General features: G+C 65.8%; 21 protein-coding genes and 1 pseudogene. 12 read left to right on the plus strand and 10 right to left on the minus strand.

Annotated elements, in window-relative coordinates:
• The first annotated feature begins 45 nt into the window (after positions 1-45).
• Positions 46-249 (plus strand): cold-shock protein, encoded by a 204-nt coding sequence (locus tag OHQ90_RS17035; RefSeq protein WP_328412903.1) that lies wholly within the window; start codon positions 46-48, stop codon positions 247-249.
• A gap of 99 nt (positions 250-348) precedes the next feature.
• Here OHQ90_RS17035 and OHQ90_RS17040 read toward each other — a convergent pair whose 3' ends face one another.
• A complete protein-coding gene (locus OHQ90_RS17040) occupies positions 349-1203 on the minus strand; it encodes a class I SAM-dependent methyltransferase (RefSeq protein ID WP_328411652.1) in 855 nt (284 codons plus the stop codon).
• Positions 1204-1484: 281 nt separating this feature from the next.
• Here OHQ90_RS17040 and rpsA point away from each other — a divergent pair, with 281 nt between their 5' ends.
• Complete coding sequence (rpsA, locus tag OHQ90_RS17045; protein WP_328411654.1) at positions 1485-2954, plus strand: 30S ribosomal protein S1; 1470 nt, start codon at positions 1485-1487, stop codon at positions 2952-2954.
• A 245-nt stretch (positions 2955-3199) separates the two neighbouring features.
• On the plus strand, positions 3200-4165 hold the full coding sequence (locus OHQ90_RS17050; RefSeq protein ID WP_328411655.1) for an AEC family transporter: 966 nt from the start codon (positions 3200-3202) through the stop codon (positions 4163-4165).
• On the opposite strand, the gene OHQ90_RS17055 is transcribed toward OHQ90_RS17050, so the two are convergent.
• Positions 4152-4559 carry a hypothetical protein gene (locus OHQ90_RS17055; RefSeq protein ID WP_328411657.1) on the minus strand — a complete coding sequence of 136 codons (408 nt, stop codon included), beginning with the start codon at positions 4557-4559 and terminating at the stop codon, positions 4152-4154. The genes OHQ90_RS17050 and OHQ90_RS17055 overlap by 14 nt on opposite strands.
• A 292-nt stretch (positions 4560-4851) precedes the next feature.
• On the opposite strand from OHQ90_RS17055, the gene OHQ90_RS17060 reads away from it, so the two are divergent.
• The gene (locus OHQ90_RS17060; protein ID WP_327114982.1) at positions 4852-5055 is read left to right on the plus strand and encodes a cold-shock protein; all 204 of its coding nucleotides are present in this window, start codon (positions 4852-4854) and stop codon (positions 5053-5055) included.
• On the opposite strand, the gene OHQ90_RS17065 is transcribed toward OHQ90_RS17060, so the two are convergent.
• Together OHQ90_RS17065 and OHQ90_RS17070 are read right to left on the minus strand one after the other, a co-directional pair.
• Positions 5048-5377 carry a MerR family DNA-binding protein gene (locus OHQ90_RS17065; protein WP_328411658.1) on the minus strand — a complete coding sequence of 110 codons (330 nt, stop codon included), beginning with the start codon at positions 5375-5377 and terminating at the stop codon, positions 5048-5050. The genes OHQ90_RS17060 and OHQ90_RS17065 overlap by 8 nt on opposite strands.
• The gene (locus OHQ90_RS17070; RefSeq protein ID WP_328411659.1) at positions 5350-5727 is read right to left on the minus strand and encodes a hypothetical protein; all 378 of its coding nucleotides are present in this window, start codon (positions 5725-5727) and stop codon (positions 5350-5352) included. The genes OHQ90_RS17065 and OHQ90_RS17070 overlap by 28 nt, the downstream gene beginning before the upstream one ends.
• A 79-nt stretch (positions 5728-5806) precedes the next feature.
• Here OHQ90_RS17070 and OHQ90_RS17075 point away from each other — a divergent pair, with 79 nt between their 5' ends.
• The 3 genes and pseudogenes from OHQ90_RS17075 to OHQ90_RS17085 form a co-directional block, all read left to right on the plus strand.
• Positions 5807-6190 (plus strand): hypothetical protein, encoded by a 384-nt coding sequence (locus OHQ90_RS17075; RefSeq protein ID WP_328411661.1) that lies wholly within the window; start codon positions 5807-5809, stop codon positions 6188-6190.
• 470 nt (positions 6191-6660) lie between these two features.
• Positions 6661-7482 carry an SPFH domain-containing protein gene (locus OHQ90_RS17080; RefSeq protein WP_328412905.1) on the plus strand — a complete coding sequence of 274 codons (822 nt, stop codon included), beginning with the start codon at positions 6661-6663 and terminating at the stop codon, positions 7480-7482.
• A pseudogene (locus OHQ90_RS17085) lies at positions 7461-7823 on the plus strand (alkaline phosphatase family protein); the annotation flags it as partial. The gene OHQ90_RS17080 and the pseudogene OHQ90_RS17085, both read left to right, overlap by 22 nt.
• 57 nt (positions 7824-7880) lie before the next feature.
• Here the strand turns inward: OHQ90_RS17085 and OHQ90_RS17090 are convergent.
• Positions 7881-8039 (minus strand): hypothetical protein, encoded by a 159-nt coding sequence (locus OHQ90_RS17090; protein ID WP_328413469.1) that lies wholly within the window; start codon positions 8037-8039, stop codon positions 7881-7883.
• A 359-nt stretch (positions 8040-8398) separates the two neighbouring features.
• On the opposite strand from OHQ90_RS17090, the gene coaE reads away from it, so the two are divergent.
• The gene (coaE, locus tag OHQ90_RS17095) at positions 8399-9607 is read left to right on the plus strand and encodes a dephospho-CoA kinase (RefSeq protein ID WP_328411662.1); all 1209 of its coding nucleotides are present in this window, start codon (positions 8399-8401) and stop codon (positions 9605-9607) included.
• Between the two features lie 309 nt (positions 9608-9916).
• Here the strand turns inward: coaE and OHQ90_RS17100 are convergent, their stop codons facing one another.
• The 4 genes from OHQ90_RS17100 to OHQ90_RS17115 form a co-directional block, all read right to left on the minus strand.
• Positions 9917-10153: a hypothetical protein gene (locus OHQ90_RS17100; protein WP_328411664.1), complete on the minus strand. Its 237-nt coding sequence runs from the start codon at positions 10151-10153 to the stop codon at positions 9917-9919.
• Positions 10154-10263: 110 nt separating this feature from the next.
• Positions 10264-10788 (minus strand): DUF402 domain-containing protein, encoded by a 525-nt coding sequence (locus tag OHQ90_RS17105; RefSeq protein WP_328411665.1) that lies wholly within the window; start codon positions 10786-10788, stop codon positions 10264-10266.
• A 56-nt stretch (positions 10789-10844) separates the two neighbouring features.
• Positions 10845-11492, minus strand: coding sequence for a DUF402 domain-containing protein (locus OHQ90_RS17110; protein ID WP_328411666.1), 648 nt, complete (start codon positions 11490-11492; stop codon positions 10845-10847).
• A 262-nt stretch (positions 11493-11754) separates the two neighbouring features.
• A complete protein-coding gene (locus OHQ90_RS17115) occupies positions 11755-12606 on the minus strand; it encodes a class I SAM-dependent methyltransferase (RefSeq protein ID WP_328411667.1) in 852 nt (283 codons plus the stop codon).
• Between the two features lie 69 nt (positions 12607-12675).
• On the opposite strand from OHQ90_RS17115, the gene OHQ90_RS17120 reads away from it, so the two are divergent.
• Together OHQ90_RS17120 and uvrB are read left to right on the plus strand one after the other, a co-directional pair.
• Positions 12676-13266 (plus strand): TetR/AcrR family transcriptional regulator, encoded by a 591-nt coding sequence (locus OHQ90_RS17120; RefSeq protein WP_328411668.1) that lies wholly within the window; start codon positions 12676-12678, stop codon positions 13264-13266.
• Positions 13267-13314: 48 nt separating this feature from the next.
• Positions 13315-15504 (plus strand): excinuclease ABC subunit UvrB, encoded by a 2190-nt coding sequence (gene uvrB / locus OHQ90_RS17125; protein WP_328411670.1) that lies wholly within the window; start codon positions 13315-13317, stop codon positions 15502-15504.
• 41 nt (positions 15505-15545) lie between these two features.
• On the opposite strand, the gene OHQ90_RS17130 is transcribed toward uvrB, so the two are convergent.
• Entirely contained in the window at positions 15546-16016 is a 471-nt protein-coding gene (locus tag OHQ90_RS17130; RefSeq protein WP_328411671.1) for a VOC family protein, read from the minus strand.
• 52 nt (positions 16017-16068) lie between these two features.
• Between OHQ90_RS17130 and OHQ90_RS17135 the strand changes: the two genes are divergently transcribed.
• Positions 16069-16968: an AraC family transcriptional regulator gene (locus OHQ90_RS17135; RefSeq protein WP_328411672.1), complete on the plus strand. Its 900-nt coding sequence runs from the start codon at positions 16069-16071 to the stop codon at positions 16966-16968.
• 59 nt (positions 16969-17027) lie between these two features.
• Entirely contained in the window at positions 17028-17444 is a 417-nt protein-coding gene (locus OHQ90_RS17140) for a DoxX family protein (protein ID WP_328411674.1), read from the plus strand.
• The last annotated feature ends 148 nt before the right edge of the window (positions 17445-17592 follow it).

A 17592-nucleotide genomic window follows, 5' to 3' on the forward strand; every position in this document is an offset into this window, starting at 1 on the left:
AGGCAGTATCAGGACGTTCGGTCATAGATTCCAACGGCGGGAGTGATGATGCAGGGCACTGTCAAATGGTTCAATGCGGACAAGGGATTCGGTTTCATCGCTCCGGATGACGGAGGGCCGGACGTCTTCGTCCATTTCAGCGCGATCGCCGACACGGGCTTCCGCAGCCTGAACGACGACCAGCGGGTCGAGTTCGACGTCACCCAGGGCCAGAAGGGCCCGCAGGCGGAAAACGTGCGGCCGATCTGACGTTCTTGAAGCCTGTGCGTCGCCGGTGGGTCTGGAATCCTCGACGGCGCACAGGTTTTCGGGTGGTCGACCGGGCGTGATCGGCTCAGCGCGGTGGCGCTATCGGGCTGTCGGCTTACTTGTGACGAAAATGGCTGTGCCAGGGAATAATTCGCCGCGCAATGGGCTCCATTGGCCCCATTCGCGGTCCAGCCACTCCGGCCAGTCGGGTTCGATGATGTCTTCGAGGATCAGGCCCGCGGCGACGATCTCGCGGACCCGGTCCCCGATGGTGCGATGGTGCTCGACGTAGGTGGCCTCGCCCTCGCTGTCGACCTCTACATAGGGGGTGCGGTCGAAATAGGGGATCGAGGCGGTCAGACCGGCCTCACCGGGATCGTCCGGGAAGATCCAGCGCATCGGGTGGTTCACCGAGAACACCCAGCGCCCGCCGGGGCGCAACACCCGGGCGACCTCGCGCATCACCTGCGCCGAGTCGGCCACGAACGGGATGGCGCCGAAGGCTGAGCAGGCCAGGTCGAAGGTGGCGGCGGCGAAAGGCAACGATTCGGCGCCGGCCTGCACGAGGGTAACCTGGGGTCCGCCGCGGGCCATGGCGGCAAGGCCGCGCTCGAGCATGCCCATCGATAAGTCCAGGCCGACCGCGTGCGCGCCCTGTCCGGCGAGCCAGCGTGCGCACGGCGCGGAACCGCAGCCGATCTCCAGGATCCGCTTGCCGGCAACCTCGCCGAGCAAATGCATGTCGCCCTCGTGCAAGCCCTCGGGGCACCAGACGAACTCGCCGTCGGGGGAATCCACGCCGAGGAAATCGGCGTGTGTCTCGTGATACTGGGTGGCATCGGCATCCCACCAGCGTCTGCTGGCCTGCTGGCTGGCTTCCGAGCCGATCCGGGTGCGCGCGGTCCCGGCCGTTCCGAGCAGTGTGTTTGCTTGCGCATGGCGATCTTCCGACACGCGGTCAGCGTAGTCCGGCGTGGCGTCGAGACCGGTTTGCCCGGCCGGACCAAGGTCGCGTACGCTGAACGCGCGAGTGCCTTCTGTACTGCCGTACCGATGTCCTCAGAAGGGGCTGAAGTAACAGGTGAGGTAACAGAGCACCCGCGCTGAGTTTCACAAGCTTTGCCGTGCGGTACGTTCATTATGTCCGTCACGTCGCGTCATCGCGGTGAGTTCGCAGCGTACCGAAAGTTCCAATGTCCGCAACCGACCACAATCCGTCCGGAGCAAACCGACACATGCCCACCACCGTCACCTCGCCGCAGGTAGCCGTCAACGACATCGGCTCCGCCGAGGATTTCCTCGCCGCCATCGACGCCACGATCAAGTACTTCAACGACGGCGACATCGTCGAAGGAACCATCGTCAAGGTCGACCGCGACGAGGTCCTGCTCGACATCGGTTACAAGACCGAAGGCGTCATCCCTTCCCGTGAGCTCTCCATCAAGCACGATGTCGACCCGAACGAGGTCGTTTCCGTGGGCGATGAGGTCGAGGCTCTCGTTCTCACCAAGGAGGACAAGGAAGGCCGCCTGATCCTGTCGAAGAAGCGGGCTCAGTACGAGCGCGCTTGGGGCACCATCGAGGAGCTCAAGGAGAAGGACGAGGCCGTCAAGGGCACCGTCATCGAGGTCGTCAAGGGCGGCCTGATCCTCGACATCGGTCTCCGTGGCTTCCTGCCCGCCTCGCTCGTCGAGATGCGTCGTGTCCGCGACCTCCAGCCGTACGTCGGCAAGGAGATCGAGGCCAAGATCATCGAGCTGGACAAGAACCGCAACAACGTGGTCCTTTCCCGCCGCGCGTGGCTCGAGCAGACCCAGTCCGAGGTCCGCAGCGAGTTCCTGCACCAGTTGCAGAAGGGCCAGGTCCGCAAGGGTGTGGTCTCCTCGATCGTCAACTTCGGTGCCTTCGTGGACCTGGGCGGCGTCGACGGCCTGGTGCACGTCTCCGAGCTGTCCTGGAAGCACATCGACCACCCCTCCGAGGTTGTCGAGGTCGGCAACGAGGTCACCGTCGAGGTGCTCGACGTCGACCTGGACCGCGAGCGGGTTTCGCTGTCGCTCAAGGCGACTCAGGAAGACCCGTGGCGTCAGTTCGCCCGCACCCACGCGATCGGCCAGATCGTCCCGGGCAAGGTCACCAAGCTGGTTCCGTTCGGCGCGTTCGTGCGCGTCGAAGAGGGCATCGAGGGCCTGGTGCACATCTCCGAGCTCGCCGAGCGCCACGTGGAGGTCCCGGACCAGGTTGTCGCCGTCGGCGACGACGCGATGGTCAAGGTCATCGACATCGACCTGGAGCGTCGCCGGATCTCGCTGAGCCTCAAGCAGGCCAACGAGGACTACCACGCCGAGTTCGACCCGTCGAAGTACGGCATGGCCGACAGCTACGACGAGCAGGGCAACTACATCTTCCCCGAGGGCTTCGACTCCGAGACCAACGACTGGATCGAAGGCTTCGACAAGCAGCGCGAAGAGTGGGAAGGCCGTTACGCCGAGGCCGAGCGTCGCCACAAGATGCACACCGCGCAGATGGAGAAGATGGCGGCCGACGCCGCGGCCGAGGCCGCGAACGGTGGCGGCTCGTCGAACTACTCCTCCGAGAGCGGTTCGCAGGCGTCCTCCTCCAGCTCGCCCGAGTCGGCCGGTGGTTCGCTGGCCAGCGACGCGCAGCTGGCGGCTCTGCGGGAGAAGCTCTCCGGCAACGCCTGATAGGCACGTTACGAGGAAGGCCCCGATCCGCTCGCGGATCGGGGCCTTCCCGTTTGTGCGCCGTGTTAGAAACAAGCTTCCACGTCAGTGTGCGCGAAGGTTCCTATGGCCCGCTCGCAGCCTGCGCAGGCTGTCTCTAGGCTCTTCCTGGTGACCGGTCAGCATCTCGATCCGACAGCGTCGGGTACCGCAAGGCCGTTCCCGGTGGCCACACCACCGCAGGAGGCCACGACAACGGGGGACGATTGAGCGGCCTTGCCGGCACCGCGGCGAAACTAGCGCCGGTCGTTGTGGTGTTCGGCGGTGGCGTGGTATTCGCGCGGCGCAAGATCATCGGAGCGGAGAGCTCGAAGGCCTTCTCCGACTTCGCTTTTCTCTTCGCAATTCCGTGCTACTTGTTCGGTTCGCTGTATGCGAGCGATCTGGGGCAGGTGTTCGACCCGGTGGCGATCGCCGCGTACCTGGCAACGGTGCTTGTCGGGATGGTGGTCGTGGGCTTCGCCGCGCGCCGGGTGATCGGCGCCGATGTTCGGGGCACTGCGTTGCGGATCATGGCGGGGATACAGGTCAACACGACCTACTTCGCCATACCGGTTTTCGTGCTCCTGTTCGATGATGCCGCGCCGGTCTTTCCGACGATCCTGCTCCAGGTCTGTGTACTGACAGTGGTCGTCATCGCCATCATGGAATACGGTGCGGCGCAGGACGACCAGGACCGTCCGCCGCGCGCTGCCGTGATACGTGGCATTTGTGCGGCGCTGGGTACGCCGATTGTCATCGCCTGTTACCTCGGCGTCGCCGCCAATGTGGCAGAAGTTCCGGTGCCGGAGTGGGTCGGTGATGCGCTGGCTTTCAGCGGCAACGCGGCCGCGCCGGTGGCTTTGTTCGCACTCGGTCTGCACCTGGGCGGGACAGGTTTGCGACTGCGCGGAGCCGCTCGCGACGAATACGCGCTGATCGCCTGCAAATGTGTCGCGCTCCCACTGCTGGCGTTCGTCGTGGCCGAGTACGTGTTCGGCATCACCGGCCGATGGCTGACCTACCTGGTGGTGATCGCCGCGATGCCTGCGCCACAGAACTTGTTCATCTTCGCGCAGCGTTATGACACCGACGTCGACCTCGCGGCAGCGATCGTCGCGAAGACCTCCGTCATCGCGCTGGTCCTGCTGCCGCTGTGGCTCCTGATCACCCAGGGCTTTACTGCAGCGTGAGCACCTTCGCCTGCCCGGATATCACGACGTCGTTCTGATCGACCAAGGCCGCGCGTACCTGTACAACCGCACCCGACGCCAACGGCGCCTCCCCGGCGGCTCCTGCCAAGGAGACGGTGGCGACGTGTTGGCTGCCGTCACAGGCGACGTCGTTCTGGGTGCCGAGGGCCGCAGGGCGCTCTGCGGTGGGTTCGCCCGCCATCACCTTGATACTTGTCACCCCAGCGCCGGCGTCGCAGTTGTATTCGACGCCGACGCTGCTCGGTGCGGCAACGGTGATGTCGACGGTATTGGCGGCGAGCGCAGGGGCAGCGGTCAGCACCAAGGTGGCGCCCATCGATGCGAAGACGGTCGCGGTCCGGACAGTGCGGCGATGATTCCGAGTGGTCATCATGGATTCGTTCCTCCTGTGTGGCGTAGACGGATCGCTGAACACAACGGGAAGAGAACGCGGTCCTCACTGCACCACGTGCATCTATGGTCCAACTCCGAGGTCGACCCGCGTGGCGGAATCGCTTGATCGGCGCATCGCGGAGGCCGCCGCGCCGCGGCCGTACCCGGTGCCGAGGGTTGATTGGCTCACACTCTTCGTCATTTGCCCCCGATCCATGGCATGGTTGTCCAGTGAGATCAGGCTTATCGACGTGATCCGCTTGGCTCATCTACAGAAAAGAATGAAGTAAGCAATGACTCAAGGCAGTGTGAAGTGGTTCAACAGCGAAAAGGGCTTCGGCTTTATCGCGCAAGACGGTGGCGGCCCTGACGTCTTCGTTCATTACTCCGCCGTGTCCGGCTCGGGATTCAAGTCCCTTGAAGAAGGACAGCGCGTGGAGTTCGAGGTCGGCCAAGGACAGAAGGGCCCGCAGGCCCAGGACGTCCGCGCTATCTGATCGACGCAGCTTGGTAAAGCCCCGCACCCTCTGGGTGCGGGGCTTTTGCGTATTTCGGGGTAGCCGCTACCCCGAGTGGGGTGCGGTTACCCTCGGCCACCGCCGCGACCAGCTGTCGAAATGTCGGGCATTGCATGAAGTCCTCTGCTTCGCACGCCATCGCGTGCTCGATCATCCGCCGCGAGGCCTGCGCTTCGGCGATCCGGACGCCGAGCTCCTCGTATTGTCTGGCCAGCACGGTTCGGCGCGCGGCACGGTCCGGTGCGTCGAGCATTTCCCGCAACTGCTCCAGGCTCAGCCCGGCCGCCTTGCCTCGCCGCACTGACCCTGGACCGCGCCCACCGACGCGTTCTGGTGCTGGACTCCGGCCACGCCCGTAACGCACCCGCCGCTGCCGTCCACAATTTCTTCACCCGAGACGGCGTGCCGCCCGCCGATCTCCGAGCGATCGGCCGCGACCAGCTGATGATGTATCCCACCGTCGAGGTTCGCGACGGTGCGGCCACCGGGGTCGCCCAGGGCGATCGCGGCTTCATCGTGCAGCTCGCAGACGGCACGAAAGCCGACACCAAGCGGCTGCTGCCGGCCAGCGGCCTGGTCGACCAGCTGCCCGACATCGCCGGTATCGCCGAGCTGTGGGGGCGGGCGGTATTCCACTGCCCCTACTGCCACGGTTTCGAGAGCAGTCAGCGGCCGATCGCCGTGATCGGCGGCAACCCGACCGCATCCGGCTCGCGCTGCAGTCGGCGGGGTGATCACCGACACCGTGGGGTGGCGCTGGATCTTCTACATCAATGTGCCGCTCGGCTTGATCTCCATGGCACTTGTCGGAGCTGCGCTACGACTGCCGCGCGGCGGCATCGGGATGAACCTGCAGCTGCTGGTGACAGTTGCGCAGAACGCCGTCGCCGTAACGGAACTCGGTGCGGTCACGTCCACAGTGCTGGCTCTGCGCGGTCTCGGTATGTCGCTCGGCATCGCAGTCTACGGCGGTGTCCTTGGCCACGAACTCGCCGGAAAACCCGCCTCGGCAACGGCTACGGCCGATGCCATTCCGGACACCCTGATCTGGGCTCTCCCGCTGACCATGGTGCTGCTCGTGTTGACACTCGTGATTCCGGATCCTGCTCGGTAGAGCCGGTCGACCGGGGAAGACCGAGCCGCCGCGGGCCGGCAGGCACCGTAGCCCGCGCCGCCGTCTTCGCGTGCACGTCGCCTCCCGATTGCCGGCCGGGAGGCCTCGGGCATTTGATCTGCGGCTCATCCCCCGCCAGTGATGACAATCGGTGTGACTCCTGACCGGCCGTAGAGCGCGGGACCGTTGATGGTGGCGGCGCGGTAGACCACGCGGGATCGGTGCTTGCGGCAGTGCGCGGGATCGATTCGGGGGTAACCGAATTCGGGCTGTCGAGGGTCGCGTTCGGCGGTAGGGTGCCGGGCATGGGGAGCAATTCGGGCCGCAACGACTACCTCGAACAGGTCGTTGCCCAGCAGGCCGCACTCGAAGGTGACTTGCGCACCCGCAAGCCGATGGCGGCGGAGGCGTTTGCGCCCGCACCGCCGGCCGCGCCCGGTGGACCGGCGCAGCAGGTACGTCGCGGTGCTATGGCGAAGCGGGCCGATCGAGTTGGGCCCGCTGTGCAGGGCAGCGGGCCGGGGCCGGTGGAGGTCAGGGTCACCGGATTCTGGCGGTGGCGAACGGTTTTGGTGCCGCCCAACGCTTTTGTCGTGCACACCCGGCGTGGTCGCAGCGAACCGCTGCACATCGGGCTCGGCGTCTCCTTCCGCTTCAACCCCGCGACCGATGCGTATCTCGTGGTGCCCGGCGCCATGCAGACGATCCTGATCAACGCCTACTGCATTTGCAGCGAACTGCAGGGTGTGCTGGTCCAGGGGTACGTGCAGTGGATCATCGAGGATTTCGCCACTGCCTATCGCAAGCTCGACTTCTCCGACGGCGAGGATCCGATGCGGTTGGTGAACATTCAGCTGCGCGAACAGGCCGAGGCCGCCATCAAGGACAAGGTGTCCACCATGGGGGTGCGGGATGTGCTCAGCGACAAGCAGCCGATCATCGAGGAATTGACGGCGAGGCTCAGAGCGGTGGCCGAGGGATCCGGCGATGCGGCAGGGGACGGCCGCGACCGAGGGCTCGGCCTCGGCATTGTCACCGTACAGATCAAGGAAGCGGTGGTCAGCTCGTCGACGCTCTGGGAGAACTTGCAGAAGCCCTACCGCAGCGAACAGAGCCAGATCGCTCACCTCGCGGAACTGACGACCCAGGAAGTGATTTCGGCGCGCGAGACCGAGGCGAGTCGGACCGCCGAGGAGCGGCGTATCGAGAACGAGCGGGAACTGGCCGAACTCAGATATTTTCCGCCAGCCTACGAACCGGTCTGGCAAGCTATCGCGTTCCGGGACTGGTGATTTCGCCATACGGCCGCGGCGGCCTCGTTGCCTCCGAGACCTTCGACCTCGCATCCCAATTACGGCTGCTGGAAACCAGGTTCGGTGTCGAGGTGCCGAACCTGACGCTGTGGCGGCGCGGTATCGCCGGAGATATGACATCGACGTTCGATTTCGGATCGATACCGAATGCGGCGAAAACGATCTTGACCGATCCGAAGCCGAAAGTCGCTGCCGCGCCCGCACAATGCGGCCTGAATCCGGCATTGGGCACGGCGACCACGGGCATGCCGTATCCGGCGCCGCTCGATGAAATGCCGCAGCAGCAGCCGGGTAGCCGACTCAGGCCGAGTGGCATCGTCCGAGCACGCCGAAAGTGGCCCAGTCCGGTTCGGACTGGGCCACTTCGGAAGTCGGGGTCAGCTGGCGGTCGCAGGTACCCAATACGTGGCTGCCGCGGCAGAGCGTTTTCGCATGGCGGCGAAGCTGTGCCGAGCGGGGTTGATCAACGCGGTGAACCATGTGCGGCGGTGCTCGGCGAGCGCGGCCGCAACGGCGGGGATCTGTATGCAGTGCATACCACCCGCCATACCCAGGCGGTGGCGACCCGTCTGGTTGTTTCTGGTGCCCAATGATGTTCCTTTGCTTGCTGGTACTGGCCTGGATCGCCACGGCGAAGATTAGCCGAACGAAAGGGCGAGTCAGAGTATTTTGCGCACGCAATTGCCTCGGCGTGTCGGAAAGTTGTCGCCCGCGAACGGCAATCGGCCGGAAATGTTGCGAGATGGTCTCGACAGAGTCACGGATCGGGCAAATAGCGGCGCGGGTGGTGGAATGGTCGGTCCGAGTGGGTATTCGGGCTGATTGGGTGCCGGGGGTCCGCGCCGACGCTCGGGTGGGAGCCCGGCCCGCCCGGTGCGGATGCGAGACTGGTCGAATGTTGCGGATCGGCCTCACCGGAGGCATGGGAGCGGGCAAGTCGACGGTGGCGCGGATACTCGCCGACCGTGGCGCGGTGGTCATCGACTCCGATGTCCTCGCACGGGAGGTGGTCGCGCCGGGTACCGAGGGGCTGGCGGCGCTCGTGTCGGCCTTCGGCGGGGACATCCTCGCCGCGGACGGAAGCTTGGACCGGCCCGCGCTCGCGGCCAAGGCATTCGGCAGTGACGAAGCGCGCGCGACACTGAATTCGATAACGCATCCGCTGGTCGGAAAGCGAACTGCTGAACTTATTTCCGCCGCTGCGCCGGATTCAATTCTTGTCCAGGATATTCCGTTGCTAGTGGAAAACGGTCTCGCGCCGTTGATGAACCTTGTTCTTATTGTGGACGTCCCCGAGGAAATTCGAATTCGGCGACTTGTCGAATTCCGCGGTGTTTCCGAGGCCGATGCGCGGGCGCGAATTGCCGCCCAGGCCACCGACGAACAGCGGCGCGCGGTGGCCGACGTGTTGCTCGACAACAGCGGCGCCGCAGACGACATCGTTCCGATCGTGCACCGGCTGTGGGACGAGCGCCTGGTGCCGTTCGAGCGCAACCTGCGCACCGGAACGCCCGCGCGGCGGCCGGATGTGCGTGTCGTCGCACCGAACCCGCAGTGGCAGGTTCAGGCGCAGCGGCTCATTGCGCGGCTGTGGGTGGCCTGTGGTCCGGCCGCATCACAGATCGACCACATCGGCTCGACCGCCGTGCCGGACCTGCCCGCCAAGGACGTGATCGACGTGCAGATCACGGTCGCCGATATGGCGACGGCCGATGGGTTGCGCGATGCGCTCGGCGCGGCGGGCTTCCCCGTGAAGGCACATGCCACGCACGACAATCCCAAACCGACGAGCGCGGACCCGGCCGGGACGGATATCGGCCGGTGGGCCAAGCGGCTGCATTCCAACGCCGACCCCGGCCGGCTCGCCAATGTCCATGTCCGCGTTGCCGGTTCGCCTGGGCAGCGGTTCGCGCTCGACTTCCGGGACTGGCTGCGGTCGGATGCCGCAGTCCGCGCCGAGTACCTCGAGATGAAACGGGCAGGCGAAGCCAAGGCGACCGGGCTGACCGGCGAGGAGGCGACGCTCGCTTACCTCGAGGTCAAGGAGCCGTGGTTCGACGCCGCGTACGAGCGAGTTCGCGCCTGGCGCGAACGCGACGGGTAAATCGGGCGCGACCGGGCACCGCTGGGTGCGATGGGCGGGCCGGGTCAAGTGCAGTGGTCCGCGGCGGTGCGGTGACGGGCGGCAGGTAATTTCCCGTCAGCGCCGCATCCAGACCTTGGTGAGCTCGACGTCAGCGCTGACGCGTTGCCGACAGCAGGGCCCCCAGCCGTTCCACAGACTGACCCCAGCCTTCGCGCGCTCCGTCCGCTGGACTCAGCGGGTCAGGGGCGAGCGGATCCATTCGGGTGTGCCTGTGGGAAACCGGGTTCGGGAGTCCAGCACGCCGACCCAGGTGGGCCGCACTACGATTCATTCCATCGCGGGCGCCGTCCCGGTCACGAAGTCGAGGTAGTCGGCGACGGCTTCCGCACCGCCCTTGCTCATGGCTGCGGCGTATTCCGGTGCCACGCCGTCTACTTCGTGCACCTCGGCGCGGCCGCGGATCAGCGGCACCTCCGGCGGTGCGGAATTCGTGTCGATCGTGATGGCGACGTCGGGGCGGGCGCGCACTGCTTTCGCCTTCTTCGACGGTGCGAAACCCGCCATGACGATCTCGGCGCCGTTCCGCCAGAAGTTGATCGGCAGCCCGCGCGGGGTGCCGTCGGCGGCAATAAAGGCCAGCGCAGGCCGTTGTCAAGAGGTGCTCGAGAAAGGAGCTACCGCCAGGTGAGCGTGATGCCGAGGGTGGCGAGCCAGCACTCGAGGGAGTGGCCGTTGGCGGCGATGCCCTCGATCGTTGCGGCGGCGTACTCGATTGCGGCCTGGGTCTCGCCGAAGCCGATCAGCCCTGCGGCATGGGCGGCGAGCAGCTCGTCCACGTCGAGCAGCTCGGTGTCGCGGCCGGTGCGCACCACGATGTCCAGGTAGTGGTCCACCGACTTCCAGGTGTTCGGCCCGACCTGGGTGAACTCACCGAGATCGACGTAGTAGTCCTGATCGCGCTTGTGTTCGGGGTGGTAGTGGAAGACGGTGACGCGGATGGACAGCTCGGGTAGCAGCCACGACTCGATGTAGTGGAACTGCGGATGGTCGGAAACACGCGCCATGTACAGGCCCCATGGCTCCGCGCGGAACTGCTCGACCGGCCTGACGAAACCCTTCGGATCCGTGTTGGTCTGCGCCGCGAGGTCGAAGTACTCCACCTTCGGGCGATGCACGTCCACTGATGGTGCCTGTGTCATGCACACAGAATCTACCGCCGCCGGGCCTGCGTCGAGTGCTGTAGCGGTGGCGTCCGCTACATCCAGCTCAGCGCGATGCCATGCGAGGCGAGCCAGCGTTCGACATCGTGGTCGTGTGCGGCAAGGCCGTCCATCGCGGTGGTGGCCCGCTCGAAGGCGCGGTGTGCCTGCGTCGTGTCGATCAAACCGGCCGCGTGGGCGGCCAGTAGGTCTTCGACGCCGCGCAGCTCGGACTTGCGCCCGCCCTGCACCATGATGTCGAGGTAGTGGTCGATCGCTTTCCAGCGCTTCGGTTCGACCTTCGTGAATTCGCCGATGTCCAGGCAGTAATCCTGCCCTCGGTGATGCGCTGGACTGCGGTGGGTGATCGTCGCGCGGATCGACAGTTCCGGCACCAGCCATGACTCGACGTAGTGGAACTCCGGCCCGCTGACCGTCCTGGCCATATACAGGCCCCACGGCTCGACGTGATAGCGCTCCACCGACCGGACGAAGCCTCGTGCGTCGGTATTGGTCAGATCGGCGAGATTGAAATACTCGACCTTCGGTTTGGCGGGAGCGGCCGCGGCGAGCGGCCGCGGTGGTGCTGTCGCGAGCCTGGAGGTCAGTTGACCTGGTGCGACCCCGCGCATGTCCCTGGCGACGTATCCGGCTATCCCGGTCATTGCAGGCACTGCGGCGAGCAATGGAATCAGAGCGCTCATGGCGTCTTCCTTCACCCTGTACCGATAACACCCTGTACCGATAACACCCTGTACCGATAACCAAATCAGGCTACACCCGTCGGGAGTTGCGCGCTTTGTCTAGGAATGTGATGAATATCGTTGCGGCAACGGACATTTCGGGCAAGTAACAAGTCGTGTACCGCTGCTCGCCGGTGGCGGTGCGCGGGAACTCCGATGGCGCGCCGGGCGGCCACTGATGCGACGTCGGGTGGATTCGGCCGCTCCGGGTGGGTTTCCGGTGTTACCCGATTGTGGGAGGTCGGTCGGTGTCGGTTCGCACCGCTGTGACCGCCACTGCGGTGTAGTGCATCGTGAAGCCGCCCCCTGTCGCGTCGATGGCTGCGCCGATGCCATCCAGTAGTGCCTCCAGCTTGTCCGCCGGGAATTGGCTGTGACCGCCGAAGGTCGGCACCTGCTCCAGCCACTCGTTGCGGGTGCAGGACTGCTCCCAGTCGAACCGCCATTGCGCCGCGTCGCCGAACGCGCGGGCCTGTTGTATTCCCGTGCTCGCCTTGGTGAAGAACGTGGAGTAGGTGTCCAGGCCGGGCATCGTCGCGCGGTCGAAAGGCGAGCCGGGCAGCACCCTGCGGTAGACCGTGGCGAAGGCTGCGGCCAGTGCCGACGGTGGTTGGAATACGTACCAGAACACGGCCAGTCGCCCGCCGGGGCGCAGCACTCGCGCCGCTTTGGCTGCTCCCGCGACCGGGTCGACCCAATGCCAGGTCTGCCCGGCGACGACCGCGTCGAACGTCCGGCCTGCGGTATCCCAGGCTTCGAACGTCGACACCTCGACCTCGACGCCGCTGCGACGTGCGAACTCGGCCATCCGCGGGTCGGGTTCGACTCCGAGCACCCGGCTGCCTGCCGCCTGGAACTGCCTGGCCGCGATGCCGGTGCCGGTCCCGACATCGAGCACGTCGCGGCCGGGGCTCTCGGCGACTATCCGCGCCACCAGGGCGTCCGGGTAGCGCGGGCGGGTTCGGTCATAGCGTTCGGCGTCGGAGCCGAACGACTCGGCTATGTGTCGGGCCCGATGCGCCTCGCGTGGCTCGGGCTCGGAAAGGGGCGGTTGTTCCGACGGTATAGTGGGCATGTGCCCACTATAGTGGGCACATGCCCACTCGTAAATCGAGAAGGGCTGGGCGAGGGAAGGATTCGCGGTATGCCGACCGGCATTGCCCTGCGTGACGTGCGCGAACAGCTGTTCGACGCAGCAGAGCGCATCCTGCTCCGTGCCGGACCGAACGCGCTGACCAGCCGGGCGGTCACCACCGAGGCAGGCTGTGCCAAGGGGGTCCTGCACCGGCATTTCGCCGACTTCGACGGTTTCCTCGCCGAGCTCGTGCTCGACCGCATCGGCCGGATCGACAACCAGGCCGTCGCGCTGCGCGAATCCGCGGGAACCGGCACCGTCGCCGAGAACGTCACCGGCGCGCTGACGACTCTGTTCGAGTCGGTCGCGGTGGCGATCATCAGCCTCGTCACCTTCCGCGGCGAGTTGCGCGCCCGGCTGCGCCGGGTCCGGCCACCCGGCGTCCCGGTAGTGACGGAGGCTGCGGCCATGATCGCCTCCTACCTGACCGCCGAGCGCGACCTCGGCCGCATCGCGGCCGACGCCGACGTGGACACCCTCGCGCTCATGGTGATCGGGACCGGGCACCTGCTGTTCGCGGGCCGGGAGGGCACGCCGCCGGAGACCGCTGCTGTCCGCAAGGTCGTGACCACGGTCCTCGACCCGGCGCTTTCCCGCTGAAATACTGCCGCCGGGAATCTGTCGGTGGCTGGGCTTAGGCTGATGAGCATGGCATTCGCAACCGAAATCCCAGCGGAAGGCTTCGAGGACAGGGCCGGTGGGACGCCGCTCGCGCATTCCGAGTTCAGGCCGGTCGGCGAGATCGAGCGGGCCGACGGCCGGTTCGAGGTGGTCAGCGATCACAAGCCCGCCGGTGACCAGCCCGCAGCCATCGAAGAGCTGGAGCGCAGGATCAGGGCGGGCGAGCGTGACGTGGTGCTGCTCGGCGCCACCGGCACCGGCAAGTCGGCGACCACCGCCTGGCTGATCGAGCGGCTGCAGCGCCCGACGCTGGTGATGGCGCCGAACAAGACCCTCGCCGCGCAGCTGGCCAACGAGCTGCGAGAGATGTTGCCCAACAACGCCGTCGAGTACTTCGTCTCGTACTACGACTACTACCAGCCCGAGGCGTACATCGCGCAGACCGACACCTATATCGAGAAGGACAGCTCGATCAACGACGATGTCGAGCGGCTGCGCCACTCGGCCACCTCGAGCCTGCTCTCGCGCCGGGACGTGGTGGTGGTCGCGTCGGTGTCGTGCATCTACGGCCTCGGCACGCCACAGTCGTACCTGGATCGGTCGGTGCAGTTGGAGGTGGGCACCGAGCTCGACCGCGACGCGTTCCTGCGACTGCTGGTCGACGTGCAATACACCCGCAACGACATGTCGTTCACCCGTGGCTCGTTCCGGGTGCGCGGCGACACCGTCGAGATCATTCCCTCCTACGAGGAGCTCGCGGTGCGCATCGAGTTCTTCGGTGACGAGATCGAGGCGCTGTACTACCTGCACCCGCTGACCGGCGATGTGGTCCGACAGGTCGACACGGTGCGAATCTTCCCGGCCACCCACTACGTGGCGGGTCCGGAGCGCATGGAGCGCGCGGTCGGCGATATCGAGAATGAGCTGGAGCAGCGGCTTGCCGAGCTGGAACGGCAGGGCAAGCTGCTCGAGGCGCAGCGGCTACGCATGCGCACCCAGTACGACCTGGAGATGATTCGGCAGGTCGGGTTCTGCTCCGGCATCGAGAACTACTCGCGCCACATCGATGGCCGTGCGGCCGGCACCGCGCCTGCCACGCTGATCGACTATTTCCCCGAAGACTTCCTGCTCGTCATCGATGAGTCGCACAACACCGTGCCGCAGATCGGCGGCATGTACGAGGGTGATATGTCGCGCAAGCGCAACCTCGTCGAATACGGCTTCCGGCTGCCGTCCGCGGTCGACAACCGACCGCTCACCTGGGAGGAATTCGCCGATCGAATCGGGCAGACGGTGTACCTGTCGGCCACGCCGGGTCCCTACGAGCTCGGGCAGGCCGGCGGTGAGGTCGTCGAGCAGGTGATCCGCCCGACCGGGCTCGTCGATCCGAAGGTCGTGGTCAAGCCGACCAAGGGACAGATCGACGACCTGATCCACGAAATCCGCCAGCGTACCGAGCGCGACGAACGCGTGCTGGTCACCACCCTCACCAAGAAGATGTCCGAGGATCTGACCGACTACCTGCTCGGCCTCGGCATCCGGGTGCGCTACCTGCACTCCGAGATCGACACGCTGCGGCGCGTGGAACTGCTGCGGCAGCTGCGGCTCGGCGAGTACGACGTGCTCGTCGGCATCAACCTGCTGCGTGAGGGCCTCGACCTGCCGGAGGTGTCGCTGGTCGCGATCCTCGACGCCGACAAGGAAGGCTTCCTGCGCAGCACGACCGCGCTGATCCAGACCATCGGCCGTGCTGCGCGCAATGTGTCGGGCGAGGTGCACATGTACGCCGACAAGATCACCGACTCGATGCAGTTCGCCATCAGCGAGACCGAGCGGCGCCGGGCCAAACAGGTTGCCTACAACGAAGAAATGGGCATCGACCCACAGCCGCTGCGCAAGAAGATTGCCGACATCCTGGATCAGGTGTACCAGGAGGCCGACGACAGCGAGGTCGCCGTCGGCGGTTCCGGTCGTAACGCCAGTCGTGGCCGCAGGGCTCAGGGTGAGCCGGGTCGCGCGGTGAGCGCGGGCATCTACGAGGGCCGCGACGTCAAATCGATGCCGCGTGCCGAGCTCGCGGACCTGGTGAAGGAACTCACCGCGCAGATGATGAGTGCGGCACGGGATCTGCAGTTCGAGCTGGCCGGGCGACTACGCGACGAAATCGCCGATCTCAAGAAGGAACTGCGCGGCATGGACGCCGCCGGGTTGAGTTGAGGCTGGGCCCGGCGGTGTCCGGCAGCTCGGCCGCGGCGGGCTCAGGACTGCGTCGCCATCCATTCGTTGACGCGGCGCTCGGCTTCCTCGCGGGAGACGTTTTCGACCTTGGTGATCACTGCCCACCGGTGACCGAACGGATCGATCACGACACCGAACCGGTCGCCGGTGACGAAGGTCTGCGGCTGTTCGGCACTGCGGGCGCCGTGCGCGATGGCGCGTTCGATGACTGCGTCGACGTCCGGGCAGTAGTGCACGATCGAGGTGTGCACCCAGTCGCCGTTCGGGGCGAACACGTTGTTGTCGGGGATGGGCATGCCCACTTGCAGGGTCGAGTCGCCGATCTTCAGTTCGGCGTGCGCGGGCTGGCCGTCGGGCAGGTCACTGCGGCCGACCACTTCTGCGCCGAAGACCGCTGTGTAGAAGTCGATTGCTTTATTGCCGTCGGACACCGCGAGAAAGCAGGTGATCGAGTGGTAGCCGTCGGCGATGGGGTTCACTGTTTCGCTCATGCCGACAACCCTCGTCGATCGCGCGACCAGGGTCTTGTAAGAAAGCGACACCATGCCCGTGGGTACTGACCAGGTGGTGGCAGGACCGGAACCGGCCGGTGCTCCTGCCCTCGACGACGTGAAGGGGATCCTGCACCCGGACGAGCAGGCCAGGCATCGATCGCTGGCCCGGCTACCCGCCGGACCCGAGATCGGCCGGTTCGTCGAGTGGTATTGGTCGGTCCGCTGGGATCTGCGTGGCCGTCCGCCGTACTACGCCGAGGTGCTGTCGTATCCGTGCGTGAATGTCACCTTCGAGCAGACCGCAACTCGCACCGGCGGTTTCGTCAACGGCGTCTCCACGACCAGATACATCCGTGAGCTCAGCGAGATGGGGGAGACGTTCGGGGTTCGCTTCCGTGCGGGCGGCTTCGGTGCTTTCACGGGCCTGAACGTCGGCTCGTTCCGTGACGCGGCCGTGCCGCTGGCCCGGGTGCTGCCGGAGGCCGATGGGCTGACCGAGCGCGTGCTCGCGGTGTCGTCGGATCTCCAGCGCCGTACCATCATCGAGGATTTCTTCGCCGGCCGCGAGACCGACGACGACCCGACCTATCGACTGGTGCTGCGCATCGTCGAGGCGATGGAGCACGACCCGGAATTGACCAGGGTCGATCAGGTCACCGAGCGGTTCGACGTGCCGATCCGCACCCTGCAGCGGATGTTTCGCAGATACATCGGGGCCGGACCGAAATGGGTGCTGCGCCGCTATCGCCTACAGGACGGCGCCGATCTACTTGCGCGCGGCCACATCGAAGACCTGGCCGCGCTCGCCGCGGAGCTCGGCTACTTCGATCAGGCGCATTTCTCTCGTGAGTTCGCCGCTGAGGTCGGAATGGCTCCGCTGGAATATGCCAAGAATTCGATACGCTCGCGCAACGAGGTCACTTCGAAAGTTCTTCCTACCGAGAAATAGCCGCAGTGCCGACAATCGAATAAGACCTCGTGTACCCATCGCCAACGAGGGAGCAGGACATGGACGTCGTGGTTTTGATCGGGCGGGTGCTTTTCGTCGTGTTGTTCTTCGGCTCGGCAGTCGGGCATTTCACGCAGACCGAGGCGATGACGGGTTACGCGCAGAGCCGCGGCGTGCCGGCGCCGAAGGCCGGCGTGCTCGCCGCGGGTGTGCTGATGGCGCTCGGTGCGGCGAGTGTGCTGCTGGGGATTTGGGCGGATCTGGGTGCGCTGCTGCTGGTGATCGTGCTGCTGCCGACCGCGTTCCTGATGCATCGGTTCTGGTCGGAGACCGATCCGGAGACAAAACAGGGCGAGATGATCCACTTCAACAAGGATCTCGCCCTCGCCGGTGCGTCGCTGATGCTGTTCGCTTTCTTCGCGCATGTCGACGAACTCGGATTGACCATCACCGGGCCGCTATTCCATCTCGGATGACTGTGATGAATCTCCCACGCACACAAGAACGTTCGCACGAGTTGTGATCGATCACAGAACTCGGGTCGAGAAATTGAATCTGCCCTGGTCGGTAAGGTCATCGAGCATTCGCCGAGCGAACCGGTGTTCGGAATGCCCGAACACCCCG

Source organism: Nocardia sp. NBC_00403 (assembly GCF_036046055.1).
GTDB lineage: Bacteria > Actinomycetota > Actinomycetes > Mycobacteriales > Mycobacteriaceae > Nocardia.